At 52.9% G+C, this 16,768-nt stretch carries 15 protein-coding genes; 7 read left to right on the top strand and 8 right to left on the bottom strand.

Annotated elements, in window-relative coordinates:
• The first annotated feature begins 31 nt into the window (after positions 1–31).
• A complete protein-coding gene (locus tag CODIS_RS09330) occupies positions 32–241 on the top strand; it encodes a dodecin (protein WP_069124370.1) in 210 nt (69 codons plus the stop codon).
• 115 nt (positions 242–356) lie between these two features.
• The gene (locus CODIS_RS09335; protein WP_162420186.1) at positions 357–791 is read left to right on the top strand and encodes a PilZ domain-containing protein; all 435 of its coding nucleotides are present in this window, start codon (positions 357–359) and stop codon (positions 789–791) included.
• A gap of 53 nt (positions 792–844) precedes the next feature.
• Here CODIS_RS09335 and CODIS_RS09340 read toward each other — a convergent pair whose 3' ends face one another.
• The 6 genes from CODIS_RS09340 to CODIS_RS09365 all read right to left on the bottom strand — a co-directional run bounded on the left by CODIS_RS09340 (position 845) and on the right by CODIS_RS09365 (position 5,145).
• Positions 845–1,540: an FHA domain-containing protein gene (locus tag CODIS_RS09340; RefSeq protein ID WP_069124376.1), complete on the bottom strand. Its 696-nt coding sequence runs from the start codon at positions 1,538–1,540 to the stop codon at positions 845–847.
• Positions 1,541–1,571: 31 nt separating this feature from the next.
• A complete protein-coding gene (locus CODIS_RS09345) occupies positions 1,572–2,321 on the bottom strand; it encodes a PP2C family protein-serine/threonine phosphatase (RefSeq protein WP_235615181.1) in 750 nt (249 codons plus the stop codon).
• Between the two features lie 92 nt (positions 2,322–2,413).
• A complete protein-coding gene (locus CODIS_RS09350; RefSeq protein ID WP_235615182.1) occupies positions 2,414–3,187 on the bottom strand; it encodes a DsbC family protein in 774 nt (257 codons plus the stop codon).
• Positions 3,188–3,193: 6 nt separating this feature from the next.
• Positions 3,194–3,676, bottom strand: a complete 483-nt coding sequence (locus CODIS_RS09355) for a YajQ family cyclic di-GMP-binding protein (RefSeq protein WP_069124380.1) — start codon at positions 3,674–3,676, stop codon at positions 3,194–3,196.
• 87 nt (positions 3,677–3,763) lie between these two features.
• Positions 3,764–4,669, bottom strand: a complete 906-nt coding sequence (gene xerD / locus CODIS_RS09360; RefSeq protein ID WP_069124382.1) for a site-specific tyrosine recombinase XerD — start codon at positions 4,667–4,669, stop codon at positions 3,764–3,766.
• Positions 4,666–5,145 (bottom strand): methylated-DNA--[protein]-cysteine S-methyltransferase, encoded by a 480-nt coding sequence (locus CODIS_RS09365; protein WP_069124609.1) that lies wholly within the window; start codon positions 5,143–5,145, stop codon positions 4,666–4,668. The genes xerD and CODIS_RS09365 overlap by 4 nt, the downstream gene beginning before the upstream one ends.
• 444 nt (positions 5,146–5,589) lie before the next feature.
• Here CODIS_RS09365 and CODIS_RS09370 point away from each other — a divergent pair, with 444 nt between their 5' ends.
• On the top strand, positions 5,590–6,030 hold the full coding sequence (locus CODIS_RS09370) for a YcgN family cysteine cluster protein (RefSeq protein ID WP_069124385.1): 441 nt from the start codon (positions 5,590–5,592) through the stop codon (positions 6,028–6,030).
• A gap of 130 nt (positions 6,031–6,160) precedes the next feature.
• The gene (locus tag CODIS_RS09375) at positions 6,161–7,210 is read left to right on the top strand and encodes a DUF3549 family protein (RefSeq protein ID WP_069124387.1); all 1,050 of its coding nucleotides are present in this window, start codon (positions 6,161–6,163) and stop codon (positions 7,208–7,210) included.
• A 64-nt stretch (positions 7,211–7,274) separates the two neighbouring features.
• Here CODIS_RS09375 and icd read toward each other — a convergent pair whose 3' ends face one another.
• Positions 7,275–8,531: an NADP-dependent isocitrate dehydrogenase gene (gene icd, locus CODIS_RS09380; RefSeq protein ID WP_069124390.1), complete on the bottom strand. Its 1,257-nt coding sequence runs from the start codon at positions 8,529–8,531 to the stop codon at positions 7,275–7,277.
• Between the two features lie 294 nt (positions 8,532–8,825).
• Between icd and CODIS_RS09385 the strand changes: the two genes are divergently transcribed.
• From CODIS_RS09385 to CODIS_RS09395, 3 genes are read left to right on the top strand one after another with little or no spacing between them, the layout of a single operon-like run.
• A complete protein-coding gene (locus tag CODIS_RS09385; protein WP_069124393.1) occupies positions 8,826–9,821 on the top strand; it encodes an AAA family ATPase in 996 nt (331 codons plus the stop codon).
• A 6-nt stretch (positions 9,822–9,827) separates the two neighbouring features.
• Positions 9,828–11,054 carry a DUF58 domain-containing protein gene (locus tag CODIS_RS09390; protein WP_069124396.1) on the top strand — a complete coding sequence of 409 codons (1,227 nt, stop codon included), beginning with the start codon at positions 9,828–9,830 and terminating at the stop codon, positions 11,052–11,054.
• Positions 11,051–13,294 carry a transglutaminase TgpA family protein gene (locus CODIS_RS09395; protein WP_069124398.1) on the top strand — a complete coding sequence of 748 codons (2,244 nt, stop codon included), beginning with the start codon at positions 11,051–11,053 and terminating at the stop codon, positions 13,292–13,294. The genes CODIS_RS09390 and CODIS_RS09395 overlap by 4 nt, the downstream gene beginning before the upstream one ends.
• 346 nt (positions 13,295–13,640) lie before the next feature.
• Here the strand turns inward: CODIS_RS09395 and CODIS_RS09400 are convergent, their stop codons facing one another.
• Positions 13,641–16,616 carry a bifunctional diguanylate cyclase/phosphodiesterase gene (locus CODIS_RS09400; RefSeq protein WP_154723071.1) on the bottom strand — a complete coding sequence of 992 codons (2,976 nt, stop codon included), beginning with the start codon at positions 16,614–16,616 and terminating at the stop codon, positions 13,641–13,643.
• Positions 16,617–16,768 lie beyond the last annotated feature (152 nt).

Genomic DNA, 16,768 nt, shown 5'->3' on the forward strand with positions numbered 1-16,768 from the left:
TTCAACTTTAAAAAAACCGGAGGTTTTTTATATGTCCGATCACGTCTACAAGAAGATCCAGCTGGTGGGTTCATCCCAAACCAGCAGTGACGATGCCATCCGTAATGCCATTGCGCGAGCGGGTGAGACCATCGACAACATGAACTGGTTTGAGGTTGTGGAGACCCGCGGTCATATCGATAACGGCCAGGTGGCCCATTGGCAGGTCACCATCAATATCGGTTTTCGACTCAATGATTGAGCCAATCTCCTCAGCACTCGGTAAAACCCTGATCAATATTGGGATTATTCCCCATACAAAGCGAAAGAGCATCCGCCTACATTAAATGTGACTGAATCATGACAGGGGCATGACAATGGACGCTCGCAGAAGCCCTAGAACAAAAACATCGCTTCAAGTGATGCTGGCATCGAAGGCCGGGGGTGTCGAGCAGGCAAGCATTGTCAGGGATCTCAGCGAAACGGGCTTTTATGCTACATCCCTGGCCACAGCCAAGGTGAATGATGGTTACCGGGTCTCTATCAAGAGGCCGGGGCACCATGAAAGCCAGGAGTTGTCGGCAAAAGTCATCCGAGTCGACAACCCGGGTTGTGGATTCGCCTTCGATCAGCTGACGCCTCACGAGAGTCAGTTCCTGACCGATTTGATCCATCCGAAATGGGATGGCAAGGATCTGCTGGAAGGTGTGATCATGCACGGCATACTTGAAGACACCGACAGTTTCGCAGCCTGCATGCGACTGACATCACTATTGGACAGCAACTACAAACACGGTAACCGTGCTATATAGATATCGCGAGGAATACGGTACAACAGGGCGTATTGGATGAGTGTTAACAGGCCCTAAGTAAGAAACTCCAGGGATAGATCACCCAGATCGATGCGGTCACCGTCGTGCAGTTCCACCCCACCCGCCCTGATGGGTTCACCATTGATCATTGGCGGATTGTCGCCACCCACTTTGAGCAGAAAGAATCCCGAGTGACGCTGATTTATCAGCACCAGATCACCACCGGGGTTGCCCACACTGAAAAAGGCCCTATCGACCACTTTCACCTCGCCCTTATTTTCACCGTCAAGGAAACGTACCCTGGGCCGGTCCTGAGTGGGCGTCTCAGTATCCGGTTGTGTACTCGATTCCACATCGGCCGGTTGAATTCCTGCCACCTCGGATGATGATGGCTGAATAGGTTTGGGCTCTCGCGGACGCAATACCACCGTCCTGTCGGGATCATCCATATCTTGAGGTGGCGCCTGGGTGATAAAGCGAAGATGGTATTTGCCGACCTCGATCAGATCACCGTGTTTCAAGAAACGCTTTGTAACGGTGTTGCCATTGACCCGAGTGCCATTGGTGCTCTGTTCATCCTCAATGGAGTATCCACTGAAGACTTTTATCAGCGTGGCATGGTGGCGGCTGACTGAACGATCCTTAAGACAGACTTCACAGCTCTCGTCGCGTCCGATCAACATGCGTTTGCCGACAAGTGGAAACTCTTGCGGTGACTCATCATCACCCATAACAACGAGTTTTTCCATATAGCTCTCTACCCAGGTACCTTAAATTTGTTTAACCATCATTCGCCATGGCGCGAACCAGAATAACAGAGATGTTATCCACGCCCCCCATCCTGCAGGCGAATTCGACAAGCTCATCGGCCTGCTGCATAAGATCGAGATTCATATTTTCTAGGATACTTTGGATTTCATCATCCGTCACCATACCTGTGAGACCATCGGAGCAAAAGAGATAGAGATCACCATTATCGATCTCCGTCTCGCTCAGGTCGATATCCACTATCTCTTCGGAGCCTACTGCCCGTGACAATACGTTGGTCGGCACACCTGCCATGAGTGCCTGCTCAAAACTGGCGAAATCCCCAAGGTTGACCATCTCCTGGATAATTGTATGGTCCGTGGTCATCTGCTCGAACAGACCGTCCCGCAGGCGATAGAGCCTGGAATCCCCGACATGGGCGTATAGCAGGCTATGCTCAGTGAATAGCCCGACCACCAGGGTTGTTCCCATGCCCTGATACTCCGGCACCTGTTGCGAGAGCTCTTGTATTGCGTGATTCACATCCTGGATGGTATTCAGCAGTCGCTCCCTCCCTGTTTCCGCATAACCGGCTTCACTGGCGCCGGTCAACTGACTCGTCAGCATCTCGACCGACAGGCTGCTGGCGACCTCACCGGCGTTGGCGCCCCCCATACCGTCAGCGAGTATCATAAACCCGGCATCCGGATCACCACCAATGGCATCCTCATTATGCTCCCGTACCACCCCTTTGTCGGTACGCATTGCCACATCAAATTTCAAGCTGACTCCTGAAGTGTAACGGTACAGATCCTAAGATTACATTACATTGCATATTGAATCCCGAAACGAATCGGGAACGACAGCTTTCATTATCACTTCTGAGACTGATTCTTCTCCAACTCCTGTAAAATAGCACTCAGGCGTTGTGCGGGAATATAGCCGGGCAGCAAATCGCCGCTTTTCAGGAATATGGCCGGTGTTCCGTTCACCCCCAGGCTTTTACCGAGCGCCCAGTGCTGTTCGACCGGATTGTCGCACACTTTTTTAGCCAGCTTCTCACCCGCCTTGGAACGGGTCATGGCATCGTTACGATCGTCGGAACACAATACGGTTATCGCCTTGTCGAAGGATTCACTGCCAATGCCGGCCCTGGGAAACATCAGGTAGCGCACACTGATACCCAGGTCATTATAGTCTTTTATTTCACTATGCAGTTTCTGGCAATAGCCGCAATCTATATCGGTGAATATGGTGACGGTGTGCCTGGTCTTTTCCGGCGCGAAGACCACCATATTGGCTTCACCCACCGCCTCGATCGCTTCAGCTTTGGCATGGGAAACCTTCGGCGTGGTCAAATCCTCCCGGGTTTCGATATCGTACATGTTTCCACTCAAAAGATACCTGCCGTCAGCGGATACATAATAGAGTTGCGGACCCACCATGACCTCATACAGACCGTTGATCTTCGAGGGGGTGACACTGGAGATTTTACCCCGCTTGAGTATTTTATTGACCCCTTCGCGTACCTTCTGGATCTCAGCATTTTGCTTGGTAGGCTCTCCCATGACGGGTCCGACCGTGAACAGGGTAGCTATCGGCAGTAACATTAAACCCCTGCGCAGGGCAGCTTGATATGTTCGTTTCATAGATGATTAATCCCGAAAATTTTGAAATTGCAGCGGAAGACCGTAGTCGGCATCCCGAATAAGCGCGATAGCCTGCTGCAGATCGTCCCGCTTTTTCCCTGTCACACGGATCTGCTCACCCTGGATCTGGGCCTGCACTTTCAGTTTGCCGCCCTTGATCTGTTTGACCATCTTTTTTGCCAAATCGCTCTCGATGCCCTGTCTGACAACCACACGCTGTCTCGCATTATGCAGGCTTGTCTCGGCATCTTTAATATCCATCGCAGCGATATCAACCTTACGTTTGACCAGCTTCTGGCGCAGAATATCCATCATCTGATTGAGTTGGAACTCCTGCTCTGCACGTAATTGGATCTCGTTCTCATTCTGCTCGAAAGCGGCATCGACACCTTTGAAGTCGAATCTTGTCCCGATCTCCCGGTTGGCCTGATCGACGGCATTTCTGACCTCCTGAAGATCCACTTCAGAGACGATATCGAACGATGGCATATTGGCTCCTGCTCACATAAACACTGGGATGGGACTCTACCATAACCTGGCCCCACTCTCATGCGTTGCTATCTGTAACCTGACCACTCAACCCCGGGGATGGTGAGTGGCGTGCAATTGTTTCAGCCGCTCCCGTGCCACATGGGTATAGATCTGAGTGGTGGACAAGTCGCTGTGTCCCAACAGCAGTTGTACGACGCGCAGATCAGCGCCGTGGTTCAGCAGATGGGTGGCAAAGGCGTGCCGCAGAGTATGGGGCGATATGGAATGAGTGATACCCGCGCTTGCCGCATGCTTTTTGATCCGGTACCAGAAAGCCTGCCTGGTCATACCCTGGCCACGCCGGGTCGGAAACAGATGGGAACAGACCCTCTCGCCCAGGAGCTCAATCCGGGCACCGGAATAGAAGCGTTCAAGCCAGCTCTGGGCTTCATCACCCATCGGCACCAGCCGCTCCTTGCCGCCTTTCCCTAGGATACGCATCACCCCCTGGGACAGATTGACCTGCTCCGGTCGCATATCAACCAGTTCTGAAACCCGCAATCCCGCTGCATAGAGTACTTCCAGCATGGTTCGGTCCCGCATACCCTCCGCATCGTCAAGATCCGGGGCATTCAGCAGCGCCTCAACTTCACCTTCGGAGAGTGATTTCGGTAGGGGTCTGCCGAGCTTGGGGGAATCGATACGAACACTGGGATCGGTACTCAACCAGCCTTCCCGTAAACTGAATTGATAGAATTGTCGGATACAGGAGAGCAGGCGCGCAGTGGAGCGTGGCTTCCTGCCCTGTTTTACCAGGTGCGCCAAATAGGATTGCAGGTCAGCCCGTTTGGCCTGGAGCAATCCATAACCCCTGTTGTTGTGCAACCAATCAGCGACTTTGGCCAAATCGGACTGGTAGGCCGAAAGTGTATTGCGGCTTAGCCCTCGCTCCATCCATAGGGCATCGGAAAACGATTCAATGCGCGCAGCATCCTCACCGCCCCCTTTCACAGGGCACCCTCATGTTTCAACAGCCAGCGCTTGATTTCCAGCTTTTCACCCCCTCGTTCACCGGCAAACCCTCCCAGGCCCGCCGTACCGACAACCCGGTGGCATGGCACAATCAATGGGCAGGGATTGTCGCGACAGGCATTGCCCACGGCTCTGGCGCCACTGCCGATCTGTCGCGCCAGCTCGCCATAGGTCAGGGTTGAACCGGAGGGTATCTCCTGCAGCGCCTGCCAGACACGACACTGAAATGGCGTTCCTTCGAGTATGAGTCCCAGATCGAATGTCCTTTTTGGGTCGTCCAGATAGGCCTGAATGGCATCGATCACGGCATTCAGTCCGGGTACTTTATTACGGTACTCGTGTTGCGGTCGAGGCAGGTATTCGAGCGCTTTCAGCCTACCCTTCGAGAGGATGATACCAACCGGTGCAAACGGGAAATTCACCACCGCCTGATAGGGTTGGGCCGTTCCGCTCATGATGTTTGCTCCACGCATACGATAGACCGAATATTCAATAACCATGACTGCTGTGACGATGTCACGAGGTGTATGGTCAACTCCACCCTTGATTATGTCCACAGAACTTGTGGATAACTTTGTGAGTAAACTGAAGGTACCGAGCTGCAGCCCTTGATCCTGTTACCCTCTTTTTAAATTGTGTAATTTCTGTACAATTCATTAATTATATTATATTTCAACAGATTACCGCATATTTCGAACGTGATGTCACAGGAGTTCCCCTTAACCTATCAATCTCTTATTCAGAGTGATCCGGATTGTGCATAAAAGCCATTGACAGTTGCCTGAATACATGATCTTAAGAAAGCCTGTCAGACAGATATGCCGGGTATCCGCACTTTGCAGAATCACGACACCTGAACACCATGCTACTCACCTCACTTATAGTGATATTATCCCATAATGATCCTTACCGAATCCCCATTCTGGATTACCACGCCACTTGAAGCGATGTCCCGCGAAATGTGGGAGTCTCTCTGCGACGGCTGCGGCAAGTGCTGCCTGCAGAAACTGGAGGATGAGGTGACAAGGGAGATTTTCAACACCAATATCGTATGTGATCTGCTCGATCTTGAAAACTGTCGCTGCACTCACTATGCCCAGCGTTCGAAATTGGTGCCCAATTGCGTCACCCTGACAGCGGAAGACCTGAACGACCCCTACTGGTTACCCCAGACGTGCGCCTACCGCCTGTTGGCGGAGGGAAAACAGCTTCCCGACTGGCATCCATTGATATCCGGAGATCCCGAGAGCGTGAAAAATGCAGGCCACTCCATCCACGGCAAAGTCATCAGGGAATCGGCAGCGGACGACTGGGAGCATCACCTGGTCGATTGGATATAGTGATTGCCGCAAATGAACGCAAATAACCTCCAAATTTGCGGTTGTTTGCGTTCATTTGCGGCTAACTAACTGTTCTTTAAGCAGATGTACTACCCCTTTAGAACCTGCAGATTAATCTAGGCTTGTATTTATGGAAACGATCGCCACCCTGACTGAATTCATCGAATCCGGCGGACTCTCCCTGGATTTTTCAGATATGGGTCGGCGGGTCAGTAGCCTTCCCAGGGAGCGATTCGTTGCATTCGAAAATGCTGAGATCCCCTACCCGCTACCGCTGCAACAGCAGGCGTGGTTTGCCCTGACCCTGGCCGATCCGACTCAGCGACAGATTGATCCCATGATCTGGTTCATCCGCTTTCCGCTGGATGAACAGGGTAAGCTGTCATTGTCTGCCAGGGATGACTTCATGCATCACCTGGTAGAGAGCTTGGGGAGCAAACCCGATACGGACGGCATGGAGACTGCGCTACAGAATAATCCGTATGCCTTTCAGCCCAAGCAGGAACGTCTGGCCATATTTCATGCACGCCTGACCCGCAATCTGAATAAACCGGTCTCACGCTTCTACGACCATGCCAAGGCCTATTTCGACGGCGATTTGGGCTGGGAACAGTGGTCATTCATCGGCTACCAGGGAATTGCCGATCTCGCCGCCCGTCTCGAACAGCAAGGCAATACCCAGCGTATCGCCAAATCGATTCCATCCCTGCCGCCCTCCCCCCTGGAGGCATTGTGCCACTGCCTCGAAAACGAGGTCATACCCCAGACTATCGCTAACGCACTGGCTCAAAGGGGCCTGTCAAACCTACAGCAGGATATGCCTGATCCACAGGTGCTCTCGGCTGTGGTGCGCGGTCTTTCTCAGAGCAGCAAGACAGCCATTCGCGATGATTTCATTCACCGGCTGCTCGACCACTCCATCTCCCATCGCTGTGATCTGCTGGCGGCAATTGCAGGACGTGCCTGGGAAGCATTGGAAGAGAGCGCGATGCGTCATCGATTTCTTGAGCAGCTGGCGGACAACGAGGAGGGCCAGGGATTCTTCAATGGCATCTTAAGCGACCTGCTCTATCTGCCCGCCACCCGGCAGGCTATGCAGGCAAGCCTGCGCGATCCTCTGCGTACTGAGAGATTGAGTCAGGTGATCGGCACTTTTTTCAGTCAGATCAGAGGAGAATAGAGAGCCGCGGTGAATGCTACGGTGGCCCGGTTACCGCATCCTTGCGATAACCAGAATCTGTTCACTACATCATTCCGATCATGGCATCGCCGAACGCTGAACAACTCAGTTCCTGAGGATTGTCCATCAGCCTTGCAAAATCGTAGGTAACGGTCTTTGCCGAGATCGTCTTGCCCAGGCTGTTGATGATCAAATCCGCTGCCTCGAACCAACCCATGTGGCGCAACATCATCTCGGCCGAGAGGATCAGCGAACCGGGATTGACCTTGTCCTGCCCGGCATATTTCGGTGCGGTGCCGTGGGTCGCCTCGAACATAGCCACTTCATCCGAGAGGTTGGCTCCTGGAGCAATACCGATACCGCCCACCTGGGCCGCCAGGGCATCGGAGATATAGTCACCATTCAGGTTCAAGGTGGCGATCACACTGTATTCCGCGGGCCGCAACAGGATCTGCTGCAGGAAGGCATCGGCGATCACATCCTTGACGATGATCTCCTTGCCGCTCTTGGGATTCTTGAAGCTGCACCAGGGACCGCCATCCAACTCAACCGCACCGAACTCATCCTTGGCTAACTCGTAGCCCCAGTTTTTGAAGGCGCCTTCGGTGAATTTCATGATATTGCCCTTGTGCACCAGGGTCACCGAGTCGCGATCGTTATCGATGGCATACTGAATCGCCTTGCGCACCAGGCGCCTGGTGCCGTCGCTGGAGACGGGTTTTACCCCGATGCCGGATGTGGCCGGAAAGCGGATTTTACTGACCCCCATGGTCTCCTGCAGAAAATCGATGACCTTGTTTGCCTCATCGCTGCCGGACTCCCACTCTATACCGGCATAGATGTCTTCCGAGTTCTCGCGAAAAATCACCATGTTGGTCTTTTCGGGCTCTTTCAGCGGGCTGGGCGTGCCGTCGAAATAGCGTACCGGTCTCAGGCATACGTAGAGATCGAGCTGCTGGCGCAGTGCCACATTGAGGGATCGAATACCACCACCCACCGGTGTGGTCAAAGGCCCTTTGATGGAGACGACAAAATCCTTCACCGCATCCAGGGTCTCCTGAGGCAACCAGGTATCGCTGTCGTAGACATGGGTCGCTTTCTCACCGGCATAGACCTCCATCCAGGCAATTTTCCTGTTACCGCCGTAAGCCTTCTCCACTGCGGCATCGATCACTTTTTTCATCACCGGAGTGATATCCACGCCTATGCCGTCACCCTCTATATAGGGAATGATGGGGTTGTCGGGTACACTCAGCACCCCATTCGGGTCAACGGTAATCATTTCCCCTGCGGAAGGGATCTCAATCTTGTCATATGCCATGGATATTTCCTGTGTCTAGAAAAAACAGTCCAGTTATCGTAAAGCCGAAAACCAGGTCACTCGATTGTACGCTCAGGGCCAGATAACACTGATCCGATCCGCCCTGGTAAAAGTGGCAATTGTAGCTGTGTTTCAGTGAATGTTTACAGACCTATCGCCTTTAACACAGATAATTCGGCTCAAGAAGTCATGATAATGCACGCTATATCGGGTTAATAAATACCTAATTCTGTAGAATATTTATGGTATTGACCACTCCGATTGAGTCCCCTCACATTGTTACAGGGAGGTTTGATGTCTGATTCCAACCGTAAAACAGCGGGTAAACTGCTCCGTTCACTGTTGATGGAGTGGGAAAAAGCCATAATCGGCAAACCGGACACCTTGCGTCTGGTGATGATCAGCCTGCTATGCCGTGGACACCTGTTGCTGGAGGACCTCCCCGGACTGGGTAAAACCACCCTGGCCAAGGCCCTGGCAAAGAGTCTGGATCTGACCTTCAAGCGGATTCAATGCACCCCGGATCTGCTGCCGGCGGATATCACCGGTATCACTATTTTCGATCAGAAGGCACAGGGATTCCGCTTCCTGCCCGGCCCGGTGTTCACCAATATCCTGTTGACGGATGAGATCAATCGCACCTCGCCACGCACACAATCCGCCCTGCTCGAGGCGATGGCGGAGAGGACGGTTACCGTGGACCGCAAGACCCGCAAACTGCCTGCCACTTTCATGGTCATCGCGACCCAGAATCCGATCGAATTCAGCGGCACTTTTCCCCTGCCTGAGGCTCAACTGGATCGTTTTTTCATGCGCGTCTCCCTGGGCTATCCCAAACTGCAGGACGAGACCCGCATCATGCAGATGAACCGAGGCGAGGATCCTCTCGACCGGATCGAAGCAAAGATCGACGATGAGACACTGCAAAAACTGCAGCACGCAGTGACCAAGGTCCAGATCGATCAGAAGATCGTCGATTATATTGCTGCACTGATCCACGCCACCCGGACACATAAAAAGATCCGTCTCGGCGTCAGTCCTCGCGGTTCCATTTCCCTGATGAAGGCGGCGCAGGCGAGTGCATTGCTGAACGATGAAAGCTTTGTCACACCACTGCGGGTTCAGGAACTGGTGGCGCCTGTACTGGCCCATCGCATGTTGTTGAGAAGCAACAACGATAACGACCGGGATCTCCTGCAAGAGATCATCGATGCCACACCGGTTCCCGCCATGCCGGAGAGTAAGAGTGACAACCATACAACGGAGACTGTTCTCGAACTCGCGGAGTAATTGGGTATGAAGGAACAGGCTCTGCTGTCCAACAGGCTGTCGCCTGAAATCATTGCTTGGCTGCAACGTTGGTTCAACCTGCATGTTGTTATCTGGCTACTCTCCCTGGCCTGTTTTTTTGCCGCCTGGAACCGGGGACTGGCGCTGCTGTACGGTCTCTCTTCTCTCTGCTTGTCCCTGTTACTGATCTCACATGTGTTGCCCAGGCTGCAGATGCGCGGCGTCAGGGTAACGCGCGCCATGATTGGTGAACTGACTGCGGGCAGTGAAGGCGAGTTGGCCTACCAGGTCACGACAAAGGGTCGACGTTATCACCTTCAGTTGACCGACGACCTTCCTTTTAGTGAAACCGAACAGAACCTTTTCATTTCCCGATGCGATAGATCGATTCGCAAACAGGCAACGATCCACTGCGAACACCGCGGCAAGTTTCAACTGCGACAGCTCACGCTCTCCTCCTCCTATCCATTCGGTGTGGTAAGACACAGCCGGCATCTGACAACCGACAGGCTTGATGTCCTGGTGCTACCCCGGGTATACAACCTCCAGCGCATCCCTCTCCCTGTTATCGCGGATGCCAACAGCGATGGCGATCTGCGGATACCTCAACAGGGCGGTCAGGACGAGTTTGCGGCGGTACGCGAATACACCCAGGGCGACACGCTTCGCCACATCCACTGGCGTGCCTCGGCCCGGCAACAGCAACTGGTCGTCAAAGAGTATGAGCGCAGTGACCGTCCGGTACTCCTGGTGACACTGGACAGCAGGCCAGTCTTTAATCAGGGTGAGGGCTCGAGATCCACCTTTGAATATGCGATATCGATCGCCGCATCGATGATTCGTTTTGCCAGCCGTGAGGGTATGCAGAGTATCCTGGTATTTGAAAACGGTGACTGGCACGACTATGTCGTCCCGGCCTATAGCGCTGACCTCTACGATCTTTATGCCTTACTGGCAACCCTCGAAAGCAACGGCACCCAAAGTTGCAGCGATTTGATCGAGCAGGCCGTTATCAGGTTCCCTCAGGCCAACCTGATTAGCGGATTTCGTCTCCAGGATGACAACCTGCTACCGATGCTCACGCCCTATCTGACCCATATCGATATCGAGATGGATGCAGAGAGTTTTCTGTTTCCCATGCGAAACAGTCCAACCACTGATCACCATCGGGAGGGCAACCGCTTGATCTATCCGGTGAATGCCCTGTCCCCTTTACAGGAGCTTTTCCAGTGAAGCTCGAATCGGTCAAGGTCGTCTATTGGTACAGCCTGGTATCCGCAGTTGCAGCGGGGGCGGTCCTGTTTGCCTACCTGGGTGTAATAGCCGCACTTCTGGGTGCGACAATGACCGTGGCCGTTACCCATTTCATACTGGTGCTCGTGGGCCGCAGCGATGAGCAGTCCAATCCCTATCTGAAGGTCTCGGAACAGATCGCAGCCATGGGCATTATTCTCTTCCTGCCCCTGATGGTCGTCTACGGCCCTCTACCGGCGCTTTTAGTCTTCATAGGATTCGCCCACCTTGCACTGCTGTTTCAGACCCATGACTATCGCCGACTCTATATGGGGCTGGCGGCGGGTTTCACCGCGCTGATCGCCGGTGCGGTCGAATCGAAATCGGGCCTTTATCTACTATTTTTTCTCGCCTATTCAGTAACCATCAGCATCACCCTAGGCTATGCCTATATCGAACCGCTGAGTCGCAACCGTTCTCAATGGAATCCGTTCGACCAGTTGCGCGCCGCTTTCCTGTTGATTGGCTTGGCCCTGATCATCTATCTGATCGTGCCCCAGTTTCCCGCGGGCAACCTGGGCGCCATCCCCGGATCCGACCACTTCTATGAAAATCCCGAGTGGGAACAGGAAGCGGAACAGGCGAATGGCCGAGGTGATGGAAGAGATCCTGCGGGATCACTTCTCCATGAATTGGTAGAGAGGTTTGATACGGAAGGGTCACGCAGAAACTCCGACCGTTCAACCGGCGGTGAATCCACATCGTCATCCTTCCGCTATCGTGGTTTCGATTACGAGATGGAGATCGATAATCCCGATGATCAGGGCGACCGCTTCAGCAATGACATCGTGGCGCATGTCCGGGCGGATCGTCCTCTCTACCTGCGTGCGCGTATCTTTGACCGTTTCGATGGCCTGCGCTGGTACAGTTCCGCACAGCGCTTAAGCAAACTTCAACTCTCCCGCGGGGAGATCGAATTACAACCTGCACCGGACAGGGCATCACAAAGTGTGACTGAAAATTATGAGGTCTTTATCGAGCGAGACCTGGGTGACTATATCCCGGCAGCCGCGGTACCCGTCAAGGTCAACTTCCCCGCAACAGTCATCGCCTTGGATGCATTCGGTCAGCTCCACTCCCCAGGAGCATTGCAAAGGGGTACGGCCTATTCAGTTACATCGCTGCGTACTGTCCACAGAGGCCGCACTTTCGCCGAAACCGATTACGTTGAACTGCCCAATTTCAGGCAGTTGCCGGAGGACATCGATCCCCGCATTTCCCAGTTGGCCAACCAGGTCGCTGAGCCATACGACAGCCAGTTTGCAAAGGCCATAGCCCTGGAACAGCATCTGCGTAGAAACTATGCCTACGACTTCGATTCGATATTCAAATCACAACAGCATACACCATTATGTCAGTTCCTGTTTGAAACCAAGAAAGGGCATTGCGAGTACTTTGCCAGTGCACTGGCCATCATGTTGCGCACCCAGGGCATACCCTCACGCCTGGTCACCGGCTTCTCCGCAACGAATCAAAACCCGATGACCGGTTATTACGACATCTATGCATTGGATGGTCATGCCTGGGTTGAAGCCTATGTTGATAATGTCGGTTGGCTGGAATTGGAACCCACTGCCTACTACGACGGCCCTTCGGTTGAGAATGAAACCCTCTCCGCCGAACAGATCAACGACTATGTGGAGCGTCAGTTACGGCTGCAGGAAGCGATGGGTGAGACCGATTACACCTTTGAAATGGTGCTGAGTGCAAGCTGGCAGGCAGCCTATCTTCTCGTTACCTGGCTAGGCGCTTACCTTAAACTCTTCTTTATCAATACCTGGCCATTGCTTAGTGGGCTCGGTGCAATCCTGTTGTGCCTGTGGATTGCATGGCCATACATCCATCCCAGATGGCGGGCATTCAAAATCAAGCGCAGGCTCAGTGCGGTTCAGGCAACCACATCTGATGAGGTTATCACTCATCACCTGCAGGCGATCGATGACCTGTTGCACAATGCCGGATATCGCAGGCCTGCGGGATTGACCATAGAGAAAATGCTCGACAGGCTGGCCGCACTGGATATCCCTATGCACGCCAAAAATATCTCGCGCGAGTTCAATCATATCCACTATTCGGATAAACCGGTCAAAGTGACTCTATCTCACTATCGCAGTATTTTTGAAACGCTTTACTCGCTCGGCCATACGGAACTGAAACAGCGTGTTCACAATCTACAATAGCCATTGCATAAGGGCACTGTTGTTAGGGCCTGTTAACACTAATCCAATGCACCCTGTTGTGCCTGAAAAAGCGCCAATCAAGGCGCACCACAAGGGCACTTCCTTCGGGGCGCGAGGAGAGAGGTTTGGTGATTCCAAATGAGCGACGAGCAACGCCGAGTGGCGCTTTTTCAGGCACAACCCGAAGGGCTGGGGCTGTTTTCGCCCCCAGCGGCGTTATCATTCGCTCATGTAGAATAACTACACTACGCTCATTCTGCCTTGCTGGGCACAAAAACAGCCCCAGCAGGGCGTATTGGATTAGTGTTAACAGGCCCTAGGACCGTTAACACTAATCCAATTGGCCCTAAGTTGAATTCTGCAGTAATTTATAAAATTCCGCTGCGGGAACAGGTCTGGAGAAGAAGTAGCCCTGATAGTAGTCACATCCCAGATGCCGCAGTTTGGCCAGCTGCAATGCAGTCTCAACTCCCTCTGCCGTCACATGCATATTCAGATTGCGCGCCATGGCGTGAATGGTCGATACAATCTCCTCACTCTCCTCTTCGTTCTGCATTTTGTTGATGAAGCTGCGATCGATCTTCAACTTGTCAATGGGAAAGCGGGTCAAATAGGCCAGGGATGAATAGCCGGTACCGAAATCATCGATTGCCATCGTCACTCCCATTTCACTGAGCTGCCCTATTTTCTTAATCGATTGTTCCGTATCGTGCATCAACAAGGTCTCGGTGAGTTCAAGTTCAAGCCTCTCACCCGAAATCTTGAAATTACTCAGATTGTCAGCGATTTCTCTGACCAGTCCAACATTGCGGAATTGGTGGGGCGAGAGGTTCACAGCCACCTTGAAGGGGTACGTATCCGGCAGTTCCCAGGAGACAAGGTCTTCACAGACCTGGCGCAGTATGACTGATGCGATCTGGTCGATCTGTCCCGATTCCTCCGCGATCGGAATGAATATTCCGGGCATGATTGGCTCACCACCTTTACTGTTCCACCTGGCCAATGCCTCCGCACCCGCTATTTTTCCATCACTGACACGGACAATGGGTTGATAATAGGGAATGATCTCATTGGATTGCAGCGCGTTGTGCAATTCGGATTCCATACGCAACCGCAGCTTGGCTTTCTGAGTCAGTTTGGGCGTATAGAACTTAAAGCTGTTTCGCCCGGACTCCTTTGCCAGATACATCGCGGCATCGGCATTCTTGATCAGGTCTGTGGCTGTCTCACCATTTTGTGGATAGATACTGATGCCGACGCTGCCGCCCACGGAGAAATCGTGACCCTCAATGTGAACAGGTTCCTTAATCTCATCCAAAACCGACTGCGCAATATCGGCAATTACCGACTCCGTCACTACATCCTCGATGAGAACGACAAACTCATCGCCACCGATGCGTGCAATGGTATCCCCTCCGCGCAGCCTTTTTGTAAAACGTTCCGCGAGCAGCCGCAGCAACTTATCCCCGGCAGGATGCCCGAGACTGTCATTCACGACCTTGAAATTATCCAGATCGAGAAACAGCAGCGCGACCTCATTGCCATTGCGACGCGCCCGCTGCAACGCATGATCAATCCTGGAAAAGAGCAGGATCCGGTTTGGCAGTCCCGTCAGCGGATCATAGTGCGCCAAGTGTTCGAGTTGCTGTTCCGACTTTTTCAAGGCGGAGATATCCGAAAATACGGCAACATAATGTGTCGTCACACCGTCGTCATCCTGGATGGCACTGATATTGAGCCACTCCGGATAGACCTCTCCACTCTTGCGACGATTCCAGACCTCTCCCTGCCAGTTCCCCGAAGTAGTCAGCTGGTCCCACATATTGCGATAAAAATTCTCATCATGCCTGCCGGATTTCAGCACACTCGGATTGCGTCCCAGTACCTCGCTCTCCTGATAGCCGGTTATTTCACTGAAGGCGCGATTGACTGCAATGATGTGGGGACCGGTGTCGGTTATCGTTACAGCCTCCTGGGTGCTTTCGAGCACGGCGGCGGCCTGTTTCAGTTTTTCATCATTGCGTTTTTTCTCTATCAGTCTCCACAGATCGCTTACCAGCATGGTGATTTGCTGCACGTCGAGATCGGTGTAAGGCTCTTTCTTGTTGCCGACGCCGATCACCAATCTCACTTTGTCGTCATCGATGACCGGTACGGAGAGATGGCGCACCAGATGGATATGTCCCTCCGGATAACCTTTACGGTTGTCCATAGATTGATAATCATTGTGAATTTGCGGTTTGCGCTGTCGTACGCAATCCGCCCAGATACCGGCCTTACTCAATGGATAGTGAGAGTCGAACGCGGCATTGCAGTGCAACAGTGTCTGCCTCGACCAGGTCACCAGTTCAATCGTCTCCTGGTCATCATTGACGAAGTGGAGATAACCCATACTGCTTTGCGTCAGCTGGGACACATGCTCCAAAGCAGTCTGGATAATCTCCTTTTCACTCACGCTCGGCGCCCGTTTAGTAAGTTCAAGCGAGGCCTCGAGTCGCTGCTGAATCAGTGCGCTGGCGGCTTCCGCCTGCTTGCGGCGATTGATATCGATATGCACGCCGAGAATGCGGACAACAGTATTCTCGGCATTCATCACGGCAGAGCCTCTCGCCATCAGCCATATATAATCGCCATTCTTGTGCCTGAGCCGGAACTCCTCCCTCCAGATGGGTTCAGGTGAAGCCAGATACTGTTCAAGATGCTCCAGAACCCGCGACTGATCGCCGGGATGCAGGTGATCTTTCCAGGTGTCTAAATGGTTCTCCAATTCATGATCCTGGTATCCCAGCTGCATTTTCCAGCGGGGGGATAGATAGAGTCTGTTGTGCTCAAGATCCCAGTCCCAAACCCCATCCAGGCTCGATTCCGTCAAGAGCCTGTAACGCTCCTCACTGGCCTTCAGTGCAGATTCGGCTTTAACTTCATTGGTCACATCTTCATATACCGCAGTGACATAGCCACAGGGCAGTCTATAGACATGATTCAAGCGCCAGCCACGAATGCGCTCGTCGTGATACTCGGTGGGACCGAAGGATTCACTGGCGCCACTCTTCATGACCCGTCGCATGACATCCAGCAAGCCGAACTCCTCCACCCCTGGAAACACTTCTGTCAAACGACGACCGAGGAGCTCTTCGCGTTTCACCTTATCCGTTTTTTCTACCGCGGGATTGATGTCGACAAAGATGAAGTCACTGCCATCCTCGATGGGTTGGTAGACCGCCACACCGAAATCGAGCTGTTGAAACAACTCATGGGGATACTCATGACACTGATAATGCCGTAGCTCATGAGAATGATCGGCATTCTTGTTTCGAGTCACAGTACTGGCCCTGGCAAGGATTTTATTTCTTATGGTGTAAGGACACCTGATCTTCCCGCCCTAATTGTTAACTATGAGAACCTGCTCTATGCATATACCCGCAGGATGACATCGGCTTGATATATCAATCATGTTATTCATAACTGCATCAG

The organism is Candidatus Thiodiazotropha endolucinida, from assembly GCF_001715975.1.
GTDB classification, from domain to species: domain Bacteria; phylum Pseudomonadota; class Gammaproteobacteria; order Chromatiales; family Chromatiaceae; genus Thiodiazotropha; species Thiodiazotropha endolucinida.

Coding starts and splice junctions, on each gene's coding strand:
- CODIS_RS09330 (WP_069124370.1), top strand. CDS start 32: ATGTCCGATCACGTCTACAAGAAGATCCAGCTGGTGGGTTCATCCCAA.
- CODIS_RS09335 (WP_162420186.1), top strand. CDS start 357: ATGGACGCTCGCAGAAGCCCTAGAACAAAAACATCGCTTCAAGTGATG.
- CODIS_RS09340 (WP_069124376.1), bottom strand. CDS start 1,540: ATGGAAAAACTCGTTGTTATGGGTGATGATGAGTCACCGCAAGAGTTT.
- CODIS_RS09350 (WP_235615182.1), bottom strand. CDS start 3,187: ATGAAACGAACATATCAAGCTGCCCTGCGCAGGGGTTTAATGTTACTG.
- CODIS_RS09355 (WP_069124380.1), bottom strand. CDS start 3,676: ATGCCATCGTTCGATATCGTCTCTGAAGTGGATCTTCAGGAGGTCAGA.
- CODIS_RS09365 (WP_069124609.1), bottom strand. CDS start 5,145: ATGAGCGGAACGGCCCAACCCTATCAGGCGGTGGTGAATTTCCCGTTT.
- CODIS_RS09370 (WP_069124385.1), top strand. CDS start 5,590: ATGATCCTTACCGAATCCCCATTCTGGATTACCACGCCACTTGAAGCG.
- CODIS_RS09375 (WP_069124387.1), top strand. CDS start 6,161: ATGGAAACGATCGCCACCCTGACTGAATTCATCGAATCCGGCGGACTC.
- icd (WP_069124390.1), bottom strand. CDS start 8,531: ATGGCATATGACAAGATTGAGATCCCTTCCGCAGGGGAAATGATTACC.
- CODIS_RS09385 (WP_069124393.1), top strand. CDS start 8,826: ATGTCTGATTCCAACCGTAAAACAGCGGGTAAACTGCTCCGTTCACTG.
- CODIS_RS09390 (WP_069124396.1), top strand. CDS start 9,828: ATGAAGGAACAGGCTCTGCTGTCCAACAGGCTGTCGCCTGAAATCATT.